At 61.9% G+C, this 24,289-nt stretch carries 20 protein-coding genes; 13 read left to right on the top strand and 7 right to left on the bottom strand.

Annotated elements, in window-relative coordinates; all coding sequences use genetic code 11:
- Positions 1-150: 150 nt before the first annotated feature.
- The 5 genes from GEM_RS31515 to GEM_RS23125 all read left to right on the top strand — a co-directional run bounded on the left by GEM_RS31515 (position 151) and on the right by GEM_RS23125 (position 5,837).
- Complete coding sequence (locus GEM_RS31515) at positions 151-567, top strand: hypothetical protein (protein WP_148283882.1); 417 nt, start codon at positions 151-153, stop codon at positions 565-567.
- Between the two features lie 195 nt (positions 568-762).
- A complete protein-coding gene (locus GEM_RS23140) occupies positions 763-2,439 on the top strand; it encodes a tannase/feruloyl esterase family alpha/beta hydrolase (RefSeq protein ID WP_014899830.1) in 1,677 nt (558 codons plus the stop codon).
- A 270-nt stretch (positions 2,440-2,709) separates the two neighbouring features.
- On the top strand, positions 2,710-3,888 hold the full coding sequence (locus GEM_RS23135) for a porin (protein ID WP_014899829.1): 1,179 nt from the start codon (positions 2,710-2,712) through the stop codon (positions 3,886-3,888).
- Between the two features lie 261 nt (positions 3,889-4,149).
- Positions 4,150-4,911, top strand: coding sequence for an SDR family NAD(P)-dependent oxidoreductase (locus GEM_RS23130; protein WP_014899828.1), 762 nt, complete (start codon positions 4,150-4,152; stop codon positions 4,909-4,911).
- A gap of 134 nt (positions 4,912-5,045) precedes the next feature.
- A complete protein-coding gene (locus GEM_RS23125; RefSeq protein WP_014899827.1) occupies positions 5,046-5,837 on the top strand; it encodes an enoyl-CoA hydratase/isomerase family protein in 792 nt (263 codons plus the stop codon).
- 609 nt (positions 5,838-6,446) lie between these two features.
- On the opposite strand, the gene GEM_RS23120 is transcribed toward GEM_RS23125, so the two are convergent.
- The 7 genes from GEM_RS23120 to GEM_RS23090 form a co-directional block, all read right to left on the bottom strand.
- Positions 6,447-6,872 carry an ATP-binding protein gene (locus GEM_RS23120; protein ID WP_041490797.1) on the bottom strand — a complete coding sequence of 142 codons (426 nt, stop codon included), beginning with the start codon at positions 6,870-6,872 and terminating at the stop codon, positions 6,447-6,449.
- A gap of 258 nt (positions 6,873-7,130) precedes the next feature.
- Positions 7,131-9,332 (bottom strand): glycoside hydrolase family 3 C-terminal domain-containing protein, encoded by a 2,202-nt coding sequence (locus tag GEM_RS23115; RefSeq protein ID WP_014899825.1) that lies wholly within the window; start codon positions 9,330-9,332, stop codon positions 7,131-7,133.
- 657 nt (positions 9,333-9,989) lie between these two features.
- Positions 9,990-10,607 carry a TetR/AcrR family transcriptional regulator gene (locus GEM_RS23110; protein ID WP_014899824.1) on the bottom strand — a complete coding sequence of 206 codons (618 nt, stop codon included), beginning with the start codon at positions 10,605-10,607 and terminating at the stop codon, positions 9,990-9,992.
- 274 nt (positions 10,608-10,881) lie between these two features.
- Complete coding sequence (locus GEM_RS30440; protein ID WP_014899823.1) at positions 10,882-11,565, bottom strand: nitroreductase; 684 nt, start codon at positions 11,563-11,565, stop codon at positions 10,882-10,884.
- A 43-nt stretch (positions 11,566-11,608) separates the two neighbouring features.
- Positions 11,609-12,382: an enoyl-CoA hydratase-related protein gene (locus tag GEM_RS23100; RefSeq protein ID WP_014899822.1), complete on the bottom strand. Its 774-nt coding sequence runs from the start codon at positions 12,380-12,382 to the stop codon at positions 11,609-11,611.
- Between the two features lie 56 nt (positions 12,383-12,438).
- On the bottom strand, positions 12,439-13,662 hold the full coding sequence (locus GEM_RS23095) for an ABC transporter substrate-binding protein (RefSeq protein WP_014899821.1): 1,224 nt from the start codon (positions 13,660-13,662) through the stop codon (positions 12,439-12,441).
- Positions 13,663-13,792: 130 nt separating this feature from the next.
- On the bottom strand, positions 13,793-16,420 hold the full coding sequence (locus GEM_RS23090) for a LuxR C-terminal-related transcriptional regulator (protein WP_014899820.1): 2,628 nt from the start codon (positions 16,418-16,420) through the stop codon (positions 13,793-13,795).
- A 193-nt stretch (positions 16,421-16,613) separates the two neighbouring features.
- Between GEM_RS23090 and GEM_RS23085 the strand changes: the two genes are divergently transcribed.
- From GEM_RS23085 to GEM_RS23050, 8 genes are read left to right on the top strand one after another with little or no spacing between them, the layout of a single operon-like run.
- Positions 16,614-17,396, top strand: coding sequence for an SDR family NAD(P)-dependent oxidoreductase (locus tag GEM_RS23085; RefSeq protein ID WP_014899819.1), 783 nt, complete (start codon positions 16,614-16,616; stop codon positions 17,394-17,396).
- 32 nt (positions 17,397-17,428) lie between these two features.
- Entirely contained in the window at positions 17,429-18,607 is a 1,179-nt protein-coding gene (locus GEM_RS23080; RefSeq protein ID WP_014899818.1) for an acetyl-CoA C-acetyltransferase, read from the top strand.
- Between the two features lie 42 nt (positions 18,608-18,649).
- Complete coding sequence (locus GEM_RS23075) at positions 18,650-19,453, top strand: ABC transporter ATP-binding protein (RefSeq protein ID WP_014899817.1); 804 nt, start codon at positions 18,650-18,652, stop codon at positions 19,451-19,453.
- Positions 19,450-20,166, top strand: coding sequence for an ABC transporter ATP-binding protein (locus tag GEM_RS23070; protein ID WP_014899816.1), 717 nt, complete (start codon positions 19,450-19,452; stop codon positions 20,164-20,166). Before GEM_RS23075 ends, GEM_RS23070 begins: the two co-directional genes overlap by 4 nt.
- A 2-nt stretch (positions 20,167-20,168) precedes the next feature.
- Positions 20,169-21,041, top strand: a complete 873-nt coding sequence (locus GEM_RS23065) for a branched-chain amino acid ABC transporter permease (protein ID WP_014899815.1) — start codon at positions 20,169-20,171, stop codon at positions 21,039-21,041.
- Positions 21,042-21,044: 3 nt separating this feature from the next.
- Entirely contained in the window at positions 21,045-22,061 is a 1,017-nt protein-coding gene (locus GEM_RS23060; RefSeq protein WP_014899814.1) for a branched-chain amino acid ABC transporter permease, read from the top strand.
- Positions 22,058-23,089, top strand: a complete 1,032-nt coding sequence (locus tag GEM_RS23055; RefSeq protein WP_014899813.1) for a phosphotransferase family protein — start codon at positions 22,058-22,060, stop codon at positions 23,087-23,089. Before GEM_RS23060 ends, GEM_RS23055 begins: the two co-directional genes overlap by 4 nt.
- Positions 23,089-24,186 (top strand): CaiB/BaiF CoA transferase family protein, encoded by a 1,098-nt coding sequence (locus GEM_RS23050; protein WP_014899812.1) that lies wholly within the window; start codon positions 23,089-23,091, stop codon positions 24,184-24,186. The genes GEM_RS23055 and GEM_RS23050 overlap by 1 nt, the downstream gene beginning before the upstream one ends.
- Positions 24,187-24,289: the final 103 nt, after the last annotated feature.

Below are 24,289 nucleotides of genomic sequence, written 5' to 3'. Positions count from 1 at the left end.
ACATTGCTTTCAGGAAAGTAGAGTTGCTCTGGAGGCGAGATCCAGCCTGGATGGCATGGCGGATCGACAAGACGGCGGCGTCGACGACGACTTCCGGATCACGAAGGAGCGCTCGGTGTTTGCGAAGTCGCGAACGACTCCAGCGGATGTGTGCCGATCGCCGCCGCGCGGGTGCCGCAATCGCACTGCAAAGTTCGTGATGAGTCGACGGCGGCCGACTCCATGAGCATGTTGAACTGGCACATCGTCTCCTCTCCATCTTGCATCGTTCTGCGAACCAGGGCTTTGCGCGACCGCGCTGTTGTGGTGCTGACGTCACGCTTCATCGAGCCAAAATACTACTTTGAAGTATATACAATACTTCGACGTAAGAACAATGTCGATTGTGTGTTTGTATGTCTCCGGCGCAGTCGGCTTGCGACCCGGGCGATCGACATATACCGCAGCTCATCGGTCGATTCATTGCGTGTCGGTGACGTCTTCATGTACGCACCCATTTCTCGTATCAATCCGTGGACAAGCGTTGTGCAAGGCGTGCCGCAGTTCTTTGTAATGCTGTTCATATGAACTAGTTCTCCTTGGAACCGGTCCTGCGTCACATCCTGATTCCCGGGGATTGGGGTATCTGCTGAGTCGTTAGTTTTGCGCACTGCGATCTCGTCTATTTCGACGATGGTCTCACCTGCGCGAGTGCGCGCCTAATCCGTGTGCCGACCGTGACACGCATCGCTGGTCGGCGCACTCAGACAAGGTGGAGACAACATGACCGACGAATATCAGACAACCTCGAGCTTCTGCAGGGGGTTGGCCGCGACGAGCATCGTGGGCGCGGTGGTGGCTTTGGGCCTCGCTGCTTGTGGGGGGGAGGTTGACAACGCTGCAGCGCCAACGCCGACGGCGCCGACTACGATGCAAGTGCAGAATGCTGCGAGCGCATGTTCTGCTCTTGCCGGCGCCGGCGTTCCCGCCAGCGCCATTGCACTACCGACACAAGGTGCGACCATCACATCGGCATCGCTCGTTGCAGCCGACAGCACGACGGGTCTTCCGGACTACTGCCAGGTACTGGGCAAGGTGCTGGCCACCAATTCCTCGGATCCCGCGATCAACTTCGAAGTCAACCTTCCGACTACCTGGAACTTCAAAGCATTGCAGATGGGCGGCGCCGGTTTCAACGGGTTGTTGGTAACGGGCCTCGGTGGGCAGATTGGCGGCATACAAAACTGGCCGTCGGACGAGAAGCAGCCGCTTGCCATGAACTACGTGACGTTTGGTAGCGATGGTGGGACGACGCTGGATGGGTCGTTCGGCCTCAATGCCCAGGCACTTGCGAACTATGGCGGCGAGAGCGTCAAACGCACTCACGACACGGCGCTTTATATTCTCAAGGCTTTCTACAAGACCGCACCGCATCGGATGTACCACATCGGCGGATCCAAGGGCGGCCACGAAAGCCTGGTCGCCGCGCAGCGGTACGGTAGCGACTATGACGGAATCGTCGCCTACTATCCTGCAAACCAGAATCAGGCCATGGTGATGTCATGGTTTCGCATGTGGAGTGCCGCGTACTCTACGCCCGGAGGTGCACTCGATCCGGCGAAGCAGGCGCTTGTGAAGGCCAAGGTGATGGAAGCGTGTGACGCACTGGACGGTGTGGCAGACGGGATCGTGAGCAACACCGCGGCGTGCCAGGCGAAATTCTCCATCAACAGCTTGCGCTGTGCCGGCGGAGTCGACTCGGGAGATACCTGCCTTTCGGATACTCAGATCAACACGCTGATGGCGGCGGCGACTCCGATGGAGTTTGCATTCCCGCTGGCCAACGGCGTCACGAGTATTGGCCCGTATCCGGTGTTCCAAGGTGGTGATGTGGCAGGGACGTTGTTCGATCCGGTCGGGACGGACGGTACGCGGACCGCCTACTACAGTCTCGACGAACCCGTGATCAAGTACTTTGACGAGCAAGACCCGAACGGCACGACGACGGGGTTCGACTATCGGGCCTGGCAGCCGCGCGTCACGCAGCTGTCCAACTTGCTGGACGCGACGGATCCGAATCTCGATACGTACCAGAAGAGGGGCGGAAAGCTGATTCTGGTGCAGGGCACGGCCGACATGCTGGTCACGCCGAATCAGACGACGGCCTACTACAAACAGGTCGCCGCCCGATACGGTGATTCGACGAGCAGCTTTGTCCGGTATTACGTCGCACCGGGATTTGGCCACGCTGGCGGCACGTTCGCGTTGAAATGGGACCCGCTGACAGCACTGGACGGCTGGGTGGAATCGGGACAAGCGCCCGTCAATCCGATCGTGACGGACGGCAATCCCGCCACCAAAGGCCGCACGCGCCCATTGTGCGAATACCCACAGTTCCCGAAGTACAAGGGAACCGGCGATGCAAATAGCGCTTCCAGCTTCGTGTGCGCTGACAGCTAAGCGATCCGACTCGGCTTCTCCGAAAGAAGCCGGGTCCACTCGAATGCCCGGTCTGGCCACCTGGTGAAATGGCCGGGATGGCAGGGGCGGGTGTCCGGCGGTGTGGTCGCGGCAAGGTGCTGAAGTGCCGAATCGGAGGAACTCATCCTGACAAGCCTTGCTCGCGTTGCCGGAGATCGAGCGGAGGCATTGGAGCAAGCCGGTTTGCTTGACGGTAAACGTCGATCCGGAAACAAAAAATATTCTTACATTTGGTTAGGAGATCTATGTATGAACAAGCCGTTCTATCGAAACCTTCTCTGTACGGCCCTGCTGGGTGTGTTCTCGGCCGCAAGCCATGCGCAAAGCACCGTTACGTTGTATGGCGTCATTGACGAAGGCGTGGTGTTTCAGAGCAATAGCGGAGCCGGCAAACGGGTCTCCCTCGACTCGCTGGGTGGCATCTTCGGCAGTCGGTGGGGGATGACGGGCAGTGAGGATCTGGGCGGCGGCCTCAAGGCGATCTTCACGCTCGAATCCGGCATCAACTTGAACAACGGGGCATTCGGCCAGGGTGGAACTGCATTTGGCCGCCAGGCTTTCGTAGGTCTCAGCAGCGATCGCCTCGGGAGCCTTACTCTCGGGCGGCAATATGACATGATCTTTTATTTCCCGGAGCCCCTGACCGCCGAAGGGCTGCTCGGCGGTCCGGCCTCGTCGCATCCGGGCGATCTCGATAACGCCGCCAATACCATTCGCGTGAACAATGCGATTCGCTACATGAGCCCGACATTCAACGGGTTGAAATTCGGTGGCGAATATAGTGTCGGCGGTGTTGCGGGCAACTTGACGGCCAATAGCGGCTACTCGGTCGGCGCATCGTATGAATACGGCCCGTTCAAGGTTGCGGGCGCGTACGAATACTTCAAGAATCCGACTTCGGCAACGGCCGGATCCGGCTTCTTCACTGACAACGCCAGCGGTGCATCGCCGCTGGCATTTTCGCTCAACTCCGGATACAAGAGCGCGCAGTCGTTTCAGAATGCGATCGTAGCGGCCAACTACAAGATCGGGGCACTGACGCTGGCGGCGTCGTACTCGAATATTCAGTATGGCCACCTCAACGGCGAGTTGCTGGGCGGAACGGCACGCTTCAACAACTTCGACATCGGTGCGCAGTATCAGTTTTCGCCGTTTTTCTTCGCCGGCATCATGTACAACTACTTGAACGGCCGGGGTGTCGGTACTGCCAGTGGCGCGACGATTGGCGGTCAGCACTACAACCAGGTCGGGTTGATGGCCAACTATTTCCTTTCCAAGCGGACGGACGTCTACTTCACCATGGGCTGGCAACGAGCGTCAGGCATCTCGTCGACCGGCGCAGCCGCCGTTGCGGATATCGGCAACTATGGCGATTCGTCGAACAATCATCAGATTCTGATTCGCGCGGCATTGCGCCATCGCTTCTAAATCTGGGCGGGGCTGCATGCGGACGCGTCAACGAGATCATGCCGCGTGCAACTCTCCACGAGAGTGGCGTTGACCCGGTCGACCATCTGCATTGACGGCGAAGATCGAAACGCGGACAACGCCTCGATGCTTGACAGTGGGTGAGCGTCGCCCCAATATCTACTCACAAGTAGAAAATATACTTTTGAGTATTTCCGGATTCGTGACGTATCCCGAGACGCCAGAGAGACGCGTCGTACTTTTATCCGAATGGAGATTGGCATGCATATCGAGGGATTGGCTGCAATTGTGACGGGGGGCGCGTCCGGACTCGGCGGTGCGGTTGCGCGCCTGCTGGCGGAGAAAGGTGCCAAGGTCACTATTTTCGATCTCAACGAGGAATCGGGCCGCGCGTGTGCCCAGCAAGTTGGCGGCAATTTCGTCAAGGTCGATGTGTGCGACGAGTTCGCGGTCGATGCGGCGCTCGCGACGGCGGAAGGGCTCCATGGGAAGGCGCGCTTGCTGGTGAATTGCGCCGGCATCGGGCCGCCGGGAAAGGTCATCAATCGCGACGGATCACCGCTCGCGCTTGACGACTTCGCGCGGATCGTCAACATCAACCTGATGGGGACCTTCAATGTCTTGTCGAAATTTGCCGCTCGATTGCACACGGAAGCACCGATCGGTGAGGAGCGCGGCGTCATCGTCAATACGGCGAGCGTGGCGGCATTCGATGGACAGATCGGTCAGCCCGCTTATGCCGCATCGAAGGCAGGCATTGTCGGCATGACGCTTCCCATTGCACGCGAGTTTGCGCGGTACGGGATTCGGGTGATGACGATCGCTCCCGGCATTTTCCTTACCCCGTTGCTGGCCAGCCTGCCGCAGGACGCTCAGGACTCCCTTGGCAAGCAGGTCCCGTTTCCGAGCCGTCTCGGGCAACCGGACGAATTCGCCAAGCTCGTACAGTCCATCGTTGAGAACTCGATGCTCAACGGGGAGGTGATTCGGCTCGACGGCGCAATCCGGATGGCGCCGCGATGATGTATCGCGGGTGCCGGCCGAACATTCGACTTGTGCGCTACAAGCAGTCGCTCTGAAAGCAGGCTTGTGGTCGCTGTGCGGTAGACGGTTGGAAACGACGTCGGCGTTTCCGATCCTGAAACATAGGAACGTGTATGAATGGACAAAGCTTGCTGGTCGACGTTGAGGATGGCATTGCAACCCTTGCACTCAATCGGCCGGAATCTGGAAATGCAATCGATTTGCCCCTGGCACAGGCGCTCATGCGGGCAGCTATCCGGTGCGATCAGGATCCGTCGATTCGCTGTGTCGTACTCACGGGCATGGGACGGCTCTTCTGCACGGGGGGCGATCTGGGCTCGTTCGGGGCGGTCGGCAATGACCTGCCCGGCTTTCTGAGTGAACTGGCAGGTACGCTTCATCTTGCGCTTTCGCGTTTCATGCGGATGCCCAAACCGCTTCTCGTCCTGGCCAACGGGCCCGCCGCCGGGGCTGGCTTCAGCCTCGCAATCGCTGGAGATATCGTCATTGCCGCACGTTCCGCGCATTTCACGCCTGCGTATGGCGCGGTTGGACTCAGTCCGGATGGTGGGATGTCCTGGCAACTTCCCAGGCTGGTGGGATTCAGGCGCGCCCAGGAAATGCTGCTTTTGAACCAGCGTGTCCGGGCCGACGATGCACAGGCAATGGGGCTGATCAATCGTGTCGTCGATGATGAGGATCTCGCGAGTGAGGGGCGAATGACCGCGCGTACGCTTGTGCAATCCGCAACGAAAGCCATTGCCGCCAGTCGTGAGCTGCTGCTCGAATCGTTTCACGGGGAGTTCGAGGCGCACCTCGAGCGGGAAGCGCGCTCAATCGCCGCGCTCGGCGCAGGAGACGAGGCTGGCGAAGGCATTCGGGCTTTCACCGAACGGCGAAAGCCCCAGTTTCGTCGAGGGGTCTGAGTCGCGTGCCGCCGCGGCGATCGCCGTGCGGAAACCGGAGTGATGCCGGGCCGCAGGAGAGGAGCCCGACGACTTCCGGACATCTGCGTAGCGCGGTGTCTTGATCGTCCGGCATGCTGCCCAACCGCACCGAGGCGCATGTGCCGGTTTCGTTTTCATGCATCGGCACGGCCGCCGGAAAATCTGCTGCCACGAGCGGGCGCCCGTCGATTAATCGGTACGCCGGCGGAGTTGGAGCCGGATGTACAAGCGGGCATCCAGTCGCTCCGATAACCATGCGACTGGATGTGCTTAATCTCTGGCCGTGCTCCACCCGATGTTCTGGTCCTGGCGCACATACAACTTGCGACACGAACGCGTGGTTGCCAAACACCGCCTCGGAACCGACGGGATCAGGGCGCTTCTTCCGATCCAACACGCGTGGATACCACCGACCATCGGCGACAGCTGGAACCGCAAGCGCCAAGCGAGTCTCAGCGTGTGCCGGGCGAGGTCGTAGGCTCGGGTGGCATCGCCTTCGAGACCGCCCGTGTGCCCCGCCGTCTGGGCGAGCGTGCGATCAAGCGCCCAGCAAGGACCGACATGGATCGGCGGCGTGTGCCTACGGCATTACGGCTTTGCGGTATGCCAGACGTTCATGAAGCCATCGCCGGTGATCTGGCCGGGCGCCTTGTCCTGCGACCAGAGATAGAGCGGCTTGCCGCGATAGGCCCACTGCTTATTGCCGTCGTCGCGGACAACGAGGGTGTAGTCCCCCACGGCTTTGTCGGCAGCATCGGCGGTCAGCGGTGGCCACTTGATTGCGCAATTGCCGCTGCATGCGCTCTTGCCGGCGACCGTATCGCGATCGAAGGTGTATAGCGTCATTCCGCGTGCATCCGTCAGGACGCCATCAGCCGTTTTGACCGACATCGGGGCCGACGACATGCCGATGCTCTGGCTTGCACAACCGCCGAGATTCAGAGCGACTGCTGTTGCGGCTACGACAAGCAACTGCCGCGCGATCGAGTGGGGAAAGGGCTTGAGCTGGTTCACTTGTTTTCCTTGGGAGTGGGGCGCATCGGTTACGCCGAATCACGCAGTAGACGCGCGGCAGAGCGCTTTATTCCAGCCGATCTGATATTTTTTTGTGGTCCGCCGATATACGCGGGGCAAGTCAAACAAGCACGGATTGAAAGCGATGCGACCGATGCCGTTCGCCCCGCATGAAGTGGGGCAATCCTGATCCAGGTCATGACATCGGAGCGCGGGAAGCGGGGAGGTGCCCTTCGCCCCGAATCCCGCGCCGGTTACTCAACTGCCCTGCAGTCGGATATCGCGCGACGACGCACCGACATACACCGTCCCGCCCGGCACGACCTTCCAGCCGTTACGCGACGTGTCCCACACGCTCTGCATCCGCGGCGACACGGTCACGCGCACATGTCGTGCCTCGCCCGGGTTCAGCCGGACCTTCTCCCAGCCGACCAGCCGCTTCGGCGGCTCGTCCTTGTACGGCACGCCGAGATAGACCTGCGACGTTTCCGCACCGGCGGCGCGCCCGTCGTTGCGCACGGTGAACGCGACGCTCAGCGAGCCGTCCCCTTGACGCGACACCGACAGCCCCGAATACGCGAAGTGCGTGTACGACAGTCCGTAGCCGAACTCGAACATCGGCTTGATGTTGCGCGCGTCATACCAGCGATAGCCCATGTTCAGCTTCTCCGCGTAGACCGGATCGTTCTCGAACGCCCCGTTTTGCCCCCACGTCGGCGTGTCCTGGTCGCGCGCCGGGAACGTGACGGGCAGCTTGCCGGACGGATTGACTGCGCCGAATAGCACGTTCGCGATCGCCTTGCCGCCGCCTTCGCCCGGATACCACGCCTCGACGATCGCCGACACATTGTCCTTCCACGGCATCAGCACCGGATTGCCGCTCTGGACGACGACGATCGTGTGCGGATTCGCGCGAGCGACGGCTTCGACGATCGCGTCCTGGTTCGACGGATTCGCGAGGCTCAGGCTTTGCAGATCGCCGAACTCCTCGCCGGCCGGCTGCGCAACCACGACGATCGCGACATCCGAGCGGCCCGCGAGCGCAGCGGCCTGGTCGATCTCCTGCTGCGTGTACGCGCGGAACGGCGATTGCTGGTCGCTGTTGCCCGCGAACGTGACCTGTGCCGCCGGCGCGAGCGCGCGGATCGCCGCGACGATCGGCACGTCGACCTTCAGCCACGGATTGCGCCACCAGCTGCAGCCTGTCGACGAACCGAATGTCAGGCCGCCGCAGCCGGCGAACGAACCTGACACCGGAACGCGCGTGTTACCGGAGCCGCCGCCCGACAGCACGGCCGCGTCGGCATGGCCGCCGATCACGGCGATGCGCGACAGCGCGGACGCCGCGAGCGGCAACTGGTTGCCGTCGTTCTTCAACAATACGATCGACTGCTCGGCGACACTTTGCGCGAAGCGGTTCGCGGCCGCGAAATCGATCGTGCCGCCGCCCTTGGCCGGATCGTCCATCACGCCGACACGGATCATCACCGCGAGCTTGCGGCGCACCATGTCGTCGAGGCGCGCGGTCGACACCGAGCCGTTCGCGATCGCCTGCTTGACGGCTGCCGGCGTCAGGTACTTGCTTGGCGCGACATCCTCTTCCTCGTCGAGCCCGGCGTTGATCGCGGCGGCGGTGCTGTGTGTCGCACCCCAGTCGGATTGCACCTGGCCCTGGAAACCCCATTCGTTCTTCAGCACGTCGTTCAGCAAGTGACTGTTCTCGCACGCGTACGTGCCGTTCAGCCGGTTGTAGCTGCACATCACGCTGCCCGGCTGTCCGCGCTTCGCGGCGATCTCGAACGGGAGCAGGTAGAGTTCGCGCAGCGTACGTTCGTCGATCTGGCTATTGCCGCCGTAACGGTTATGTTCCTGCTCGTTGCCGGCATAGTGCTTGATCGTTGCGATGACTTTCTGGCGTTGCGTGGCAAGGATGCGCTCCGAGAGCAAGTCGCCGGCGAGCAGCGGATCCTCGCCGAGATACTCGAACAGGCGGCCGCCGCGCGGCTCGCGCGCGAGGTTGGTGCCGCCACCGAGACCCATGCCGAATCCTTGCGCGCGCAACTGGATCGCGACCTGCTTGCCGTAGTCGTACGACAGGCGGCGATCCCAGCTCGAGGCGACGGCGATCGTCGCGGGAAACGTCGAACTCGTTTGCCAGCCGCTGCCGGAGCCGGTCGCCGAATCGACCATATTCAGATCGGGAATCCCGAGCCGCGGCACGCCCTGGATGTAGCCAGCGCCTCCTCCCGGAACCTTCAGCATTTCGTATTGCGAATGAATGAACTGCAGTTTCTCGTCGAGTGTCATCTTGTGCACGAGAAGGTCGGCACGCCGCTGTGCAGCGGACGACGCGAACGCGTCGGCAGCGTCGCCCTGTGAATTGAAATCGGTGTTGGCCGCATAGACGCTCGTGCAGAGCACCGTTGCCAGCACGGCGGCCGGCCAGAGTTTGTCCCGCATGTTGCTCTCCATGTTTATGTTGCTCGTTGTTCGAGTGAGGTTCTGGAGTTGCACGCGTCCGATGGATCTGTACCGGACACATTCGGCTGGCAAGGCAGGGTGATGTGGCGTAGTCATGCCAGATCAGGCGAGAACTCGCTACGGCCGGTTGGGCCCGAACGGTCGACGCGGATACCTGTATACAGGTAGCCCGACGTTGACGAATCGATGTAGCGATTCTCTGCAATGGTCAATGGTAGGGATGTAGTCTCGCTACGACAATGGTATTTCTACTGACGAGTAGGTTTTTTATTTTGCGTGGTGAAGGGACGAAAAAAATGACGGTCGTCTTTGCCGATTACGTCGCGTACAGGAGTAGGAAGTACCCGTGCAGAACGCTGCGAGGAAGTACGCCGGCACACAACGGGGAATGATTCGGGTGCTCGTGTTGCGAACTAACGCGGCATCGAGCCGTTGGGCGATTCGGGCGCGCCTGGAGAGACGCGCGGTGCTGGTGCTGCCTGCGCTGCGCCTGAACGTCCTGGTTGACCGGAATGAAGCGAAGGAGAGGAAGAGGCAGAGTTCAATCGTGACGCAGCGAGTGACGACAGTCACCGGGTGCAGGAGTGGATACGGCGGGTTCGGCCCAGTAGCCGCAGTTGCACATCTGCTGCGCGCTCATCGTGCTCGCAGGCCGTTCAACAAGATGGAAGTGGCCTGGCGGGCGATTTCTTCCGCGGTCATTTGTCCGTCTTCGCGATACCACCGGCCGATCCAGCTCAGCGCGCCCGCGACGACGAAGGCACCGAGCTTGGGCTCGATCGGGGCGAAGGCTTTCTCCTCGATGGCCTTTTCGAGCAGAATCCGGAACTCATGATCGATGTCTGCCTTGAGCCTGCGAAGCTTGACCCGGTTCTCCGGAATCAAGGATTCTTCACCGATGCGAATGACGCACATGCCGAAATCCATCGTGACGATCTTCGCGTATTCGAGCATGGCCGCTTCAAATTTTTCGACTGCGCTGCCACCCGTCACCGTGATATTGCGGATCGCCTGTTGCATCATGTCCAGGCCCATGCGTACGCATTCGAACAGGATTTCGTCCTTGTTCTTTGCATAGTAATAGACGGTCGGCTTCGTGATGTGGAGCCGTTCGGCAACCTCATCCAGCGACGATGCGTGAAATCCCTTTTCATTGAAAAGACGTGCGGCCGTTCGAAGAACGGCCAGCCGCTTTCGTTCTCTCTCGCTTTCGCGAGCTTCAGCCTTCTTCCAAGGTGAAGCGATAGCGCCCATGAAGACTCCCTCAGATTCGTCGTGTCCGCCTCCCGTGAACGTCTGTCTTGCACGAGGCAAGTAACGGATCGACACGCGGCGGCAACCGCAGTATGCGAATGGCGGATACTACCATGACGTCGAATCTATACTTTCGGGTAGCGCTGCGCGTCAGTGAGTCTTCGGGAGCGGCGTATTGCCTGCCCGGCATCGCGAGGCGCGGGCGTCGGCGCGATGCCGTTCCAAGAGGCGCTCGTCACCCGGGTGGACCCGGATAAACGAGCCAGTCGGTGTCCTACTCCGTGACGAATGTGGCAACCTGGTTCAGCGGTGCTCTTTCGGTTCGAAATGCATTCGCGGGATGCGAAGAATCTGCATATCCGAAGGAGATGCCGCAGACGACGCGTCGCTCCGACGGGATCGACAGGATCTCGCGCAGGACATGCGCTTTGGACGCAAGGGCGGCTTGTGCGATTGCCGACACACCAAGGCTCGCTGCAGCCAGCATGAAGTTGTTTACGTACGCGCCGCAATCGAGAACGCCATAGGTGCCGAGCAGTGCGTCGGTCGTGATGACGGCCACATGCGGCGCGCCAAACAGCCTGAAATTTTCCTCGGCTTGACGAGCGGAAGCCTCGCGGTCTCCGGCGGTGACGCCCACACTTTCATACAACTGCAATCCGCAGGTGCGTCTGCGATCGCGATATACGCCGCGATATTCCGCTGGCGGAGCGATTTCCCACTGATCGTTGGGTAACGCGGATGCCGCCTGCAATGCGGAACGAAGCCGATGCGTTGCAGCGGGCCTGGTGAGGATGATTTGCCACGGCTGCGAATTGCACCAGGAAGGCGTGCGTTGTGCGATCGAGAGAATCGCGTCGATCGTTTCGGCAGGCACCTCCCGGGAGAGGTAGCCGCGGCAACTGAATCGAGTGTCGAGAACGGATCGCAGAGCGTCGAAAAGGGGCGTGTCTGTCATGGGTCCTGTCGCGCATGCGCGCGTGTGTTCGTGTCGGGGAATCTCATTGGCCTTTGAAGACCGGTCTGCGTTTCTCCAGGAAAGCAGCAATACCTTCTTTCGCGTCGTCGGTTTCGAGCACACGCCGCATCAGTGCGGCTTCCCTGTCCATCCCGGCTTGGTCGGCAGGGCCGTCGGTCGAGGGAAGGCTGTCGAGGATGCTCCGATACGCGACGGCGCTGAACCCCGCCACCTCGTTACCTAACGCGATCGCGTGGTCCAGCAGGGCAGCGCGGTCATCTTTCACGAAGCTCACGAGTCCCCACATCTGGGCTTCCTGAGCATTCAGCACTCGTCCGGTCAGCATCAATTCCGCCGCGCGTGAACGACCGACGACGGCCGGCAGGAATTGAGTTCCGCCGTATGTCGGCATCACGCCCAACCGGATTTCCGGCATCGCGAATGTGGCACGTTTCACCGCGGTCCGCACTGTGCACGCGAGCGCGAGTTCCAGTCCCCCGCCAAACGCGGCGCCGTTCATCGCCGCGATCGTGAACAGCGGCGATCGTGAAAGTCGCAGCAGCAGATTGCGAATGCGGTCGTTCTTCCTGGCTTGCTGGTCCCAGGTCTCGATGGCGTTGTCTTTCAGATCGCTACCGGCGCTGAACGCACGTTCTCCTTCGGCCGTGATCAGCAGAAATCGCGTGCCATCCCGTTCCACCGCGTCCAGGCAAGACTCGAGTCCGTCCCAGACTGCGCGATCGAGTGCATTCAATCGATCGGGACGGGTGATCGTGAAGACGGCGCCGGACTCGATGCGCTCAAATCGGAAATCCAAAGTTGCTCTCCGCTAAGCGGGCGCCGCCGGACGGCGCCCGCGAAACACCGGTTACGTCACTTGCCGCTGCCGAACACGCCGGCCATGAGCTCGTAGCGTGTGCCGTTGAATTGCATCAGCTGCAGCTTCTTGATCGGATAGGCGTCCGTTGCCGACGTCTGCACGTTGATCCCGGGTTGAAGCATCGGCAGGGTCACGTTCAGGCTCAGCGCCTGCTTCATCACATTGTCTCGCGTGAGGTTGTCGCCCGCCTGCTTCAAGGTTTGCACCAGCGTCTGCGCAATCGAGTAACCGAGCACGTTCAGCGTGTCCGACACGTCGCCCGCCGGGTAGTACTGCTTCATGAAGGCCGCGTAATCCTGATACTCCTTCGTTGCCTTCGTGGACGGATCCGTCGGATCCCTCAGATAGGTCGCGCTGATCACGCCCTTGGACGCGCCAAAGCCGGCCGGCTTGAGAACCGTGCCCACGGAGCTGGCCGAACTGACGACATACCGAGTCGGTTGCCAGCCGATTTCGGCCGCCTTCTTGATCGCCATTGCCGAGAACTTCGGCGTGGTCAGCAGAATCAGCGTATCGGCGCCCGAACCCTTCATCGACACGATCTGGCTGTCGACCGTAGGATCGGTCGTCTCGTACGTCTGGAACGAGACGACCGTTGACTTGGCCTTGCTTCCCAGCCCGTCGATGATGCCTTGGTAATAGTCTTTGCCGAAGTCGTCGTTCTGCATCAGGATCGCGACCTTTGCATTCGGCTGGGTTTGCAGGATGTGCTGTGCGTATGCGACCGCTTCAGCGTGGTTGGTGGGTTGCCAGCCGATGGTCCACGGATTCTGCTTGACTTCGCCAAAGCGGGTGGCACCCGAGCCGACGAAGAGTTGCGGCACCTTCTTGATCGTCAGGTATTTCTGGATCGCGAGGTTGTTGGCCGTACCGAGCGGCAGGAAGATCGCCAGCACCTGATCCTGTTCGACCAGTTTGCGAGCCTGCTCGACCGTCTTGGACGGCGTATAGGCATCGTCAACCGAGATGAAATTGATCTTGCGGCCATTGACGCCGCCTTCGGCGTTGATCTTCGCGAAATAGGCGGCGGCCGATTTGCCGATCGTGCCATAGGCCGATACCGGGCCCGAGTAGGGCAGGATGTTGCCGATCTTGATCTCGGTATCGGTGGCGCCGGGATCATATTTCTTTTGCGCGTAGGTCCCGGTCGTGGCCAGCATCAGTGAAGCGGCGGCCACGCCTGCGATAAACGCTCTGCGGTCGATTCGGACGGTCATGGTGTCTCCTGGGATGCAGGGTGCGGATGCCCCTGGGTTTTTCTGCTATTAGTCCCTTGGCATCCTAGGCGCGGTGCAGCCGACACCCCATCGTCGAAAGCGACGAATTGCACATCCGCAGGCAAGCTGGTCAGCGTACGATGCCCAACCGGCGCGCAATTGCCACAGCCTGGGTGCGGCTGCGGCTGTCGAGCTTCGTGTTGATGTTGCGAAGATGCGTGCGTACTGTGCTGTCGGAAATAAACAGCTTCTCGGCCATCGCGGTATTGGAGTAACCCTCCGCGAGCAGTTGGAGAACTCGAATCTCTTTACGCGTAAGCGGTTCGGTAGGTCCGGATACAGCCTGGCCGGCGTCGGCTTCGTCGTCGGTTCCGACCGGACCCAGGCGGTCGGCCAGGCGCTGGACGTACTCTTGCAAGATCGGGTCTTGGGCGGAATCCGCCGAACCCGATTGAATGCGATGCAGGAGCGGAGCCACGATGGGTCCCTCATCCAGCAGCAAGCGGACGAATCCCTCGCGACAAGTTTCCTGCAGAAGCGGATTCGCCCAGTTCATTGCACGCCCCACGTCACCATTGCGGAAGAAGGCGAGCGCCAGAAACAGGCGCAGTTTGAGGGCGCGATGCTGGCGGCCGGACTGCTGGGCAAGTCGCAACTGAACTTCGAGTGGTTGCACCAGTGAATTGGGATCGCCGGCATGGAGATCGAGCCGCATCCGTGCGATGAATGCATCGTCGACGTCTTGAGAGGGTTTCGTATCGGAGTTGAGGGCGTCCAGCGCCAGGGCCCGTGCCAATTCCTCGCGTGCTGCAACTGCATGCCCTTGCAACGTCAGCAGCCTCGAACGTTCCAGCTTCGCGCTCGCGGTGACGCGCGGCAACTGGCGCTGATGGCCCAGGTATTCGAGCTCCGTCAACGTAAGCAACGCGGTGTCCACTTCTCCGCGCAGGAATGCAAGACGCGCACGCAGGCGGTGACTGGAGATCATGTGGTCGGGCAGCCCGACATCCCTCGCCAGCGGCAGGTAGACGTTCAGCAGTCGTTCGGCCGCCACGAGATCATCGGCTTCGTAAAGCGCGCCTGCATAGGGCACGCCGGCCCATGCATTGCCGTGCGCGTAGTTGTAGGCCGACGTGCTCGACGTTGCAGTGACCGCCATGCGAAAGCGGGCGGTCGCCTGTCGCAGATGACCTTCGCGCAGGTCCAGCATCCCCCCGACGGTCTCGGTGTACATGCGGTTGAAGGCGCCGTCCGCCTGGGCATGGCGGGCGTCCTCGAGGAAGCGGTGCGCTTCCTTGCGCTCGCCGATGACCGACAGGATATGCGCCATCGCGTTGAGCAGCACGCTGTCGACGAACGCATTGCCGGTCGGTAGTCGAGCCAGGCCGGAATGGCCGGCTTCATTGGCCTCTTCGTAGCGATCCATCATCGCCAGCAGCACCGGAAGGAGTGCCCGGACGTGGGCCTGAACCTGCGGATCGCCGCTCTCCCGGCAGCCTGACTCTTCCAGCCACTTCATCGCGGTCCACGGGCCCTGGCTGAAGCAGCGTGCCCATACCGCGATCACCTGCAGCCGCGGTCGCGCGCGCAGCAATTCGGGCGTGATCGTGGTAAACCAGCGATCGAGCAGACGCATGCGACCTTGTTCGAGGAGTCCGTGCGCATGGTGCTCGAGCAGTTCCAGCGCATGCGGATAGTCGCCGCCGGCAATGGCGTGGTCGATCGCGGGCACGGGCCGCTGCTGCGACTCGTACCAGCCGGAGGCGGCCAGGTGCAGTCGCGCGGCATCGTCGGGGCGTTCCCGCTCGAGCTGACGGCGGAGGTAGTCCGCGAACAGGCTGTGGTACCTGAACAGATCGGGCGCGTCTTCCACCGGGATCAGAAAAACATTGCCGCGGTGCAGCGACTGCAGCATGGCATCGCAATCCGCCTGCGGGAGCAACGCCTGGCATACGGGCGCGCTGAGGTGATGCAGCACGCTCGTGCGTAGCAAAAACTCCCGAACGACGGGCTCTTGCTGAGAGAACACCTCTTCGGTGAGATAGTCGGCCACGTCGCGGTCCGATGCAGAGAGTCGCGCGACGACATCCGCGGATTGGTCCGAACGTTGCAGCGCCAGCGACAGCAGCCAAAGGGCCGCTACCCAGCCTTCGGTCTTCCCGAGGACGCGATCCAGCGTTTCCAGCGACAGCTCGGCCCCGCGCAGCCGGAAGAATTCAGCGGCCTCGGCGGGCGAGAAACGCAGCGAGTCCGTTTCGAGTTCCAGGAGCAGGCCGCGCGCGCGCAGACGACCGACGCCGAGGTCGGGCAGGTTGCGCGAGCCAATGATCACTTGCCCGTTGCGCGGCAACTGCTCCAGCAGCTCTCGCACCAGGCCGAGCACGCCTCCTTCCCGGATAACCTCGAAATCGTCCAGGAACAACGCGTAGGGGGTTTGTTCCGAAACCAGTTGCGCCAGCGGATCCTGCGCGGCGGCCCCGCGCTCGAGGCCCATCTGGCCCAGCGCGGCTGACAAGCCGGCCAGAAAACGCGGCACGTCGTTGTCGGCGGCATCCAGCGTCAGCCACGCAGTCGCCATGCCGCGATCTTCGAGCGCTTCGCGGATCTGGACCATTGCCATCGTTTTGCCGAATCCGGCGGGGGCGCGCACGAGGATCAACTTGACCGCGCCGGCGTTGGCGAGTCGGCCGGCGACGCCGGCGCGCTTCACCTCGGCCGCGCGTTGCACCAACGGTGCCAGCTTGGCCAGTGAAATCATCGGCGTGGTGTGATGGGGGGGATAGGTGGACACTGGGGGCGCAGAAGTGGATCGCATACGGGGATGTGTCGAATTGTTGCGTGTGAAGGTCCGGCGTGCACTCGTCTCTTCCGACGATGGTATCGCACCAGGTGCGTCCCTAGACTACGAATCGCAGTGGACGGATGGCCGTCCAGCAGACATTGCTCTCACTATGCAACTTGATTCTTCCATTGCTGCCGTCGTGACCGGCGGCGCTTCCGGCCTCGGGGCTGCCACGGCCCGTCGTCTGGCGACGAGCGGTGTCAAAGTCGCCGTGTTCGATCTCAACGCCCAGCTTGGTGAAGCCCTGGCCAGCGAGATCGGCGGAATCTACTGCTCCGTGGACGTCACGTCCGACGAGCAGGTGGACGCTGCTTTCGTCAAGGCGCGTGCTGCACACGGCCAGGAACGGATCATGATCAACTGCGCCGGTATCGGCCACCCCGCGAAGACGGCGAGTCGCGACAAGACCACCGGTGCCGGTCGGCACTTTCCGATGAAGGATTTCGAGCGGGTCATCCAGATCAACCTGCTCGGGACCTTTCGCTGTGCAGCAAAGTCCGCAGCAGGAATGCTCGATTTGCCGCCGGGCCCGGACGGAGAGCGCGGCGTCATCGTCAACACGGCGTCGGTCGCCGCGCAGGATGGCCAGATGGGGCAGGTGGCCTACGCGGCGTCGAAGGCCGCGATCGCAGGTATGACGCTGCCGATCGCCCGTGACCTGATGGACGACGGTATCCGTATCAACACCATCCTTCCCGGCATCTTCGACACGCCGCTGATGCAGGCTGCGCCCGACAAGGTGAAGGACGCGCTGGCCGCATCGGTTCCCTTCCCCAAACGGTTCGGTTCGCCGACCGAGTTCGCTCAGATGGTCGAAATCACGATCATCAACGGATACCTAAACGGTGAGTGCGTCCGCCTCGATGGCGCGATTCGCATGGCGCCCCGCTGATCAATCCCTTCATTACCGCAGGAGAAGCATTCATGGCTGAAGCATTTATCGTCGCTGCCCGCCGCACCGCGGGCGGCCGTCGCAATGGTCGCCTGTCGGGCTGGCATCCTGCCGACCTGGCGTCCGTCGTCCTGGATACCCTGGTGAAAGACACCGGGATCGATCCGGCTGCAGTCGAGGACGTGATCATGGGCTGCGTCGGTCAGGCCGGCGAGCAGTCGATGAACATCGCCCGCAATGCGGTGCTGGCGTCCACGCTGCCGGATTCGGTGCCCGCGACGTCGGTTGACCGGCAGTGCGGTTCATCGCAGCAGGCGCTGCATTTCGCGGCGCAGGCCGTGATGTCGGGCGCCATGGACTGTGTGATTGCAGCCGGCGTCGAGAGCATGACGCGCGTGCCGATGTTCACGCCCAGCGAACTTCCGCGGAAGGCGGGATTGGGTGTCTACAACAGCCCGCGCATGGACGAGCGATTCCCCGGCGTCCAGTTCAGCCAGTTCTCCGGCGCCGAGATGATCGCCCGGAAGTACGAACTGACCAAGCAGCAACTCGACGAGTATTCGCTCGAGAGCCACCGGCGTGCTGCCGTGGCGACGCAAGAGGGTCGTTTTGCGCGCGAGATCATCGCGCTGGAAGCCCGTACCAAAGAAAGCGGAGCCACCGGTGAAATGCATGCCGCCGACGAGGGCATCCGCTTCGATGCAACTCTCGAAGCCATCGCCGGCGTGAAGCTCCTGCAGGAAGGCGGCGTCATCACTGCGGCCAATGCCAGCCAGATCTGCGACGGTGCCGCTGGCGTCCTGGTGGTCAGCGAGCGTGCGCTCAAGACCTTCGGGCTCAAACCCATTGCTCGCGTGCACCACATGTCGGTGATGGGCCACGATCCGGTCATCATGCTCGAGGCGCCCATTCCCGCGACCGAGCGTGCGTTGCGCAAGGCCGGCCTGAACATTCAGGACATCGATGCGTACGAGGTCAACGAAGCGTTTGCGCCGGTGCCGTTGGCCTGGCTGCAAGCGATCGGTGCGGATCCCCGGCGGCTGAACGTCAATGGCGGCGCAATCGCGCTGGGCCACCCGTTGGGCGCGTCGGGAACCAAGTTGATGACCACGCTGATCAACGTCCTTCAACAGAGCGGTGGTCGCTACGGCCTTCAAACCATGTGCGAAGGCGGTGGCATGGCGAACGTCACGATCGTCGAGCGCCTCTGATACAGCGCCGCGGGCCGGGCAGGCCCACCCATGGAGACTGGGATGCAAATAAGACAAGAACGCGCGGATTCGCCCTTGCTCACGGTAGACAGTGTGTCCGTGCGCTTCGGCGGGATCGTGGCACTGGACCGTGTCAGTTTCGATGTGCGTCGGGGTGAAGTTCGCGGCCTGATTGGTCCGAACGGCGCAGGCAAGAGCACCTTGTTCAACTGCCTGTCCCGACTCTATCGCTGCGACAGCGGCACGATCCACTTCGATGGCCATGTTTTGTCCCGCATGCCGCGACATCGCATCGCGAAGCTGGGCGTGGGTAGAACCTTCCAGAATCTGGCGTTGTTCCGGACCATGACGGTGCGCGACAACGTACTGGTCGGTGTCCATTCGCATCACCACAACGGCTTCCTTGCGGACGCGCTTCGACTGCCGGCGGCTGTCGGCACCGAGCGCGCGGCCCAGGAACGCGTGGATGAGGCATTGGAGCTCGTCGGGCTGACGGCGTTTTCCCACCGGATCGTCGTCGACCTGCCGTTCGGAACGCAAAAGCGGGTCGAACTGGCGCGTGCGCTTGCAAGCGAGCCGTCGTTGCTGTTGCTGGATGAGCCGGCGTGCGGCCTGAACCATGAGGAGCTCAGCGGTCTCGGTGAACTGATTCTGGACATTCGCAAGCGCCTGAACCTGACGGTGTTGCTGGTGGAGCACCACATGGGGCTGATCATGGGTGTGTGCGACCGAATCGTCGCGTTGAACTTCGGTCGCAAGATCGCCGACGGGCGCCCTGAGGATGTGCGCAACCATCCCGACGTGATTCGGGCCTATCTCGGCGCGGAAGAAGGGGAGACAGCATGACCCGGCTCTTGGAAATCCGCGATCTGCGGGCAAGCTATAACGCGTCGGAAGTCTTGCATGGCATCGACATGAACGTGGAAGCCGGTCAAGTGACGGCTCTGCTCGGCGCGAACGGAGCGGGCAAGACGACCACGTTGCGCGCGATCTGCCGATTCATGGCGCGTACAAGCGGGAAGGTCACGTTTCGTGGGCAGCAGATCGAAGACCGTTCGACCGAACAGATCGCTGTGCTCGGCGTCGGGCATGTGCCTGATGGCCGCGGGACGTTCCTGGGGCTGACGACCAGGGAGAACCTGTATCTCGGGTGTCATGCGCGCAAGGACCGGCGGGCGGTCGAGGAAGACGTGGAGCGCATGTACGACTACTTTCCCCGTTTGAAAGAGCGTCGCGCGCAGCAGGCCGGCACGCTTTCCGGTGGGGAGCAGCAAATGCTGGCGATCGCGCGCGCACTGATGGCGCGTCCCGCGTTGCTATTGCTGGACGAGCCTTCCTTCGGCCTGGCGCCGATGATGGTGCGCGACATTTTCGCCATCATGCGCCGCATCCGTGACGAGCAGCAGGTTGCCATCCTGCTGGTGGAACAGAACGCGCGGATCGCGCTGGAGCTGGCAGACACGGCCTATCTGCTCGAGTCGGGCCGCATCGTCAAGCACGGCACCAGCGAGTCGATGCGCGGCGACGACGCCGTGCGTCGTGCCTACCTTGGAGAGTGAGCATGGAGTCTTTCGTTCAGCAACTGGTAACCGGCCTGTCGACCGGCGGCATCTATGCGTGCCTCGCGCTCGCGCTCGTCATGATCTATCAGGCGACACATCAAGTGAACTTTGCGCAAGGCGAGATGGCGATGTTCTCGACCTTCATTGCGTGGGCGTTGATTCAGGCAGGCGTGCCGTACTGGGGGGCGTTCTTCCTCACGATAGTGTTGTCCTTCGCGATGGGGGCGGCATTGGAGTTCGTCGTGATACGGCCGTTGCACAAGGCGCCCGAATTGAGCGTCGTGGTGGTCTTCATCGGTCTCCTGGTGATCTTCCATAGCGCGGCCGGTTGGCTGTTCGGCAGCCAGATCAAGGCGTTTCCGAGCCCGTTTCCGAAGGATGCCTGGTTCGGAAGTGCGCTGATGTCGGCGCATCAGGTCGGGACGATCTTCGTCGCGTTGTGCATCGTCGCCGCACTGTTCACCTTCTTCCGCTTTACTACGCTGGGTCTCGCCATGCGCGCCGCTGCGCAAAACCCCGGGTCATCCCGTCTACTGGGCATTCGTGTGGGCCGGATGCTGATGCTCGGGTGGGGCCTGGCCGGCGCCATCGGCGCGGTTGCCGGAATGATGGTCGCGCCGGTGGTCTTCCTCGACCCCGGCATGATGAGCGGCGTCCTTATCTACGCGTTCGCGGGGGCGCTCATCGGGGGCATCGACAATCCGGTCGGTGCCGTGATCGGCGGGTTTCTGGTGGGCGTGCTCGAAAACCTGATCGGCACCTACGTCGTAGGCACCGAGCTCAAGCTTTCGGTGGCGCTGGTTCTTATCGTCGTCGTCCTCATCGTACGGCCCGCGGGCCTGCTGGGTCGTCGCATCGTACAACGTGTCTAAGCCATGAATCCGAAGTCCATGACCTCTCATCCCGCTCCCTTTTCGGGGCCCGCGCGCAGCCAGCGTGCCCGCTTGCCGCGAAGTCTGGTTCTGCTGGCGCTCGCGATCGTCCCGATATTCGCCGCTCATGGGTATGTCCTGTTCCAGATCACCATGGTGCTTTCGTATGCCGTCGCACTGGTCGGACTGAACATGCTGACCGGTTACAACGGCCAGATCTCGCTGGGACACGGCGCCTTCTATGCGATCGGTGCGTACACCGTTGCCATTCTGATGGACAAGGCCTCGGTTCCTTACTGGCTGTGCATTCCTGCCGCCGGCCTGGTGTGCCTGCTGGTCGGGTACCTGTTCGGTCGGCCGGCGCTGAAGCTGCAGGGCCTCTATCTGGCGCTCGCGACTTTCGCTCTCGGGGTGGTGACGCCGCAGTTGCTGAAGTACAAGTACCTGGAACCGTGGACCGGCGGCGTCGGCGGTATCGTGTTGACCAAGCCGGATGCGCCGTTCGGTCTGCCGCTCGATTCCGATCAGTATCTGTACCTCTTCGCGCTGGTCGTGGCGGTGATGGTCTTCGTCCTGGCCCGGAACATGATCGACAGCGGCACGGGCCGTGCACTGCGTGCCATCCGCGATCACGAGCTCGCCGCCGAGTCCATGGGCATCGACAACCGGCACTACAAATCCATGACCTTCGGCGTATCTGCTGCGTTCACCGGCATCGGTGGCGGTCTGTCTGCGCTGGCCGTTCAATTCGTTTCGCCGGATTCTTTCACGATGTTCCTGTCCATCTCGCTTCTGGTCGGCGTGGTCGTCGGTGGCATCGGTACGCTTTGGGGCGCGCTGTTCGGCGCCGCTTTCATCATGTTCGTACCGAGCGTTGCCGAGACGATTTCCAAGGATGCGGCCTGGGGAATCTACGGTCTGGTATTGATCCTCTTCGTTTTTGTTCTACCAGGTGGCGTGATGGGCCTGATTACACGCGTACGTTCGCGACTGCAGGGACAAGAGGGAGGGCAAGCATGAGCCACGAACTCGAGTTCGATCCGGTTGTCCTCGCCGACTATCTGCGAACCTTTATGCCGGAGCTTCGTGGCCGGATGGAGCTGCAACGCATCGGAGGCGGTCAGTCCAATCCGACGTTCTTCGTCACTTTCGAAAAGGGGCCGCGCCTGGTCCTGCGCAAGCAGCCGCCGGGTGAACTGCTCAAATCGGCGCATGCGGTAGATCGGGAGTTCCGTATCTTGCGCGCGTTGCATAAGACAGACGTACCGGTACCCAATGCACTCTTGTACTGCGAGGACCGTGAAATCATCGGAACTCCGTTTTATGTGATGGAGCGTCTTGAAGGTCGGGTCATGAGCAATTACGCGATGCCCGAGATTGACCCGGAACAGCGGCGCAGCTATCTATTTGCTCTGGCCGAGACGCTGGCTCAACTGCACGCGGTCGATTGGGCCAGCGTCGGTTTGGCTGACTACGGAAAGCCGGGCAACTTCTTCGCGCGTCAGATCGATCGGTGGACTCGGCAGTGGCAGGCGTCAAGGATCCAGGACAATCCGGATATCGAACGCCTGATCGAATGGCTGCCGAGCCATATTCCACCGGGCGACGAAACGACGATCGCCCATGGAGACTTCCGCCTCGGCAACGTGATGTTTCACCCGACCGAGCCACGCGTGATCGCGGTGCTGGACTGGGAACTGTCGACACTGGGCCATCCGTTGGCGGACGCCGCGTACAGCAGCTTGCCGTGGCTGACCGAGCCGGACGTGTTCGAAGGCGTCAAGGGCCTCGACCTGCAGGCATTGCATCTGCCCGCTCAGCAGGAGTACCTCGCAGCCTACTTGGCCGCCAGCGGCCGAGGGGATGCTGTTCGTCCCTTCCATCATGCGTTTTCGCTGTTCCGCTTTGCCGTGATCCTGGAGGGAATCACGGCACGAGCGAAGGCAGGAAACGCCGTCGGCGACGACGCCGTGGCGGTCGGTCGTTTGTCGTCTCGTTTTGCGCGTTATGCGGTGGAGTTGATCGCGATCGATAAGGGAGAACAATGATGGCGGGACCCCTGGCAGGATTGAAGGTTGTGGAATTCGCGGGGATCGGCCCGGGTCCTTTCTGCGCAATGGTATTGGGCGACCTGGGTGCAGACGTGGTGCGCATCGCACGGCCCGGTCAGTCACCTGACGCGCGTGACGTGACGAACCGCAACAGACGCACGGTGCAACTGGACCTGCGTGCCGCCGGCGCGCGGGAACACGTCATGTCGTTGATCGGTGCGGCCGATTGCCTGATCGAGGGATTCCGGCCCGGCGTGATGGAGCGGTTGGGCCTGGGGCCGCAGGACTGCCTCGAGGTCAACCCGAGGCTGGTCTATGGCCGGATGACGGGGTGGGGACAACACGGGCCGCTGTCGCAGGCCGCGGGGCATGACATCAATTACATCGCCATCTCCGGTGCGCTGAACGCGATCGGCCGGCCCGACGAGGCGCCGCCGCCGCCGTTGAATTACGTCGGAGATTTCGGTGGAGGGGGCATGCTGTTGGCCGTCGGCCTGCTGGCGGCATTGCTGGAGGCGAAGAACTCGGGTCACGGTCAGGTCGTCGACGCGGCGATGACGGATGGTACGGCGCTGTTGTCAGCTTTCCTGTATGGACTCAGGGCAATGGGGCAATGGGGCAACCAGCGCGGTGAAAACCTGCTCGACGGCGGCGCCCATTTCTACGATACGTATGCATGCGCCGACGGCAAGTTCATCGCGATCGGTGCGATCGAGCCGCAGTTCTACGCAGAATTGCGCACACTGTGCGGACTCGATGATCCGTTGTTCGACGAGCAAATGGATGCAGCACGGTGGCCACTGTTAAAGCTGCGCCTGGCAAACGTATTCCGTACCCGGACCCGACAAGAGTGGTGCGAGATGCTTGAAGGTACTGACGCCTGTTTCGCGCCGGTGCTGGATTGGGACGAGGCGCTGGAGCATCCTCACAACGTTGCCCGTGAAACCTATCTGACGGTAGACGGTGTGGCTCAGCCGGCACCGGCGCCGCGATTCTCAAGGACCGTCAACGCGATACCGCAGCCAATACGGTCTGCGTCGATACACGAGGCATTGGCAACTTGGAGCGTTAATGCGTTTCCCGGTGTAGCGTGACTGGCGCCGCGTATGAAACCGTCGAATTGTGACGGTGAAATCGCGAGTTCTCGTTCTCTGTTCCTTGCGGTGCCTTTCGCCTCTCATTCTTGAGGGGCGACGG

It is taken from the genome of Burkholderia cepacia GG4, assembly GCF_000292915.1.
GTDB classification, from domain to species: domain Bacteria; phylum Pseudomonadota; class Gammaproteobacteria; order Burkholderiales; family Burkholderiaceae; genus Burkholderia; species Burkholderia cepacia_D.
The sequence above is the reverse complement of the archived record's forward strand: the minus strand, read 5'-3'. Positions and strand labels throughout refer to the sequence as shown.

Bases quoted from the DNA above. Each gene is read 5' to 3' on its own strand.
- GEM_RS23135 (WP_014899829.1), top strand. From the start codon at position 2,710: ATGAACAAGCCGTTCTATCGAAACCTTCTCTGTACGGCCCTGCTGGGT.
- GEM_RS23085 (WP_014899819.1), top strand. From the start codon at position 16,614: ATGCAACTTGATTCTTCCATTGCTGCCGTCGTGACCGGCGGCGCTTCC.
- GEM_RS23140 (WP_014899830.1), top strand. From the start codon at position 763: ATGACCGACGAATATCAGACAACCTCGAGCTTCTGCAGGGGGTTGGCC.
- GEM_RS23075 (WP_014899817.1), top strand. From the start codon at position 18,650: ATGCAAATAAGACAAGAACGCGCGGATTCGCCCTTGCTCACGGTAGAC.
- GEM_RS23115 (WP_014899825.1), bottom strand. From the start codon at position 9,332: ATGCGGGACAAACTCTGGCCGGCCGCCGTGCTGGCAACGGTGCTCTGC.
- GEM_RS23125 (WP_014899827.1), top strand. From the start codon at position 5,046: ATGAATGGACAAAGCTTGCTGGTCGACGTTGAGGATGGCATTGCAACC.
- GEM_RS23055 (WP_014899813.1), top strand. From the start codon at position 22,058: ATGAGCCACGAACTCGAGTTCGATCCGGTTGTCCTCGCCGACTATCTG.
- GEM_RS23130 (WP_014899828.1), top strand. From the start codon at position 4,150: ATGCATATCGAGGGATTGGCTGCAATTGTGACGGGGGGCGCGTCCGGA.
- GEM_RS30440 (WP_014899823.1), bottom strand. From the start codon at position 11,565: ATGACAGACACGCCCCTTTTCGACGCTCTGCGATCCGTTCTCGACACT.
- GEM_RS23095 (WP_014899821.1), bottom strand. From the start codon at position 13,662: ATGACCGTCCGAATCGACCGCAGAGCGTTTATCGCAGGCGTGGCCGCC.
- GEM_RS23050 (WP_014899812.1), top strand. From the start codon at position 23,089: ATGGCGGGACCCCTGGCAGGATTGAAGGTTGTGGAATTCGCGGGGATC.
- GEM_RS23110 (WP_014899824.1), bottom strand. From the start codon at position 10,607: ATGGGCGCTATCGCTTCACCTTGGAAGAAGGCTGAAGCTCGCGAAAGC.
- GEM_RS23060 (WP_014899814.1), top strand. From the start codon at position 21,045: ATGAATCCGAAGTCCATGACCTCTCATCCCGCTCCCTTTTCGGGGCCC.
- GEM_RS23070 (WP_014899816.1), top strand. From the start codon at position 19,450: ATGACCCGGCTCTTGGAAATCCGCGATCTGCGGGCAAGCTATAACGCG.
- GEM_RS23065 (WP_014899815.1), top strand. From the start codon at position 20,169: ATGGAGTCTTTCGTTCAGCAACTGGTAACCGGCCTGTCGACCGGCGGC.
- GEM_RS23080 (WP_014899818.1), top strand. From the start codon at position 17,429: ATGGCTGAAGCATTTATCGTCGCTGCCCGCCGCACCGCGGGCGGCCGT.
- GEM_RS23090 (WP_014899820.1), bottom strand. From the start codon at position 16,420: ATGATTTCACTGGCCAAGCTGGCACCGTTGGTGCAACGCGCGGCCGAG.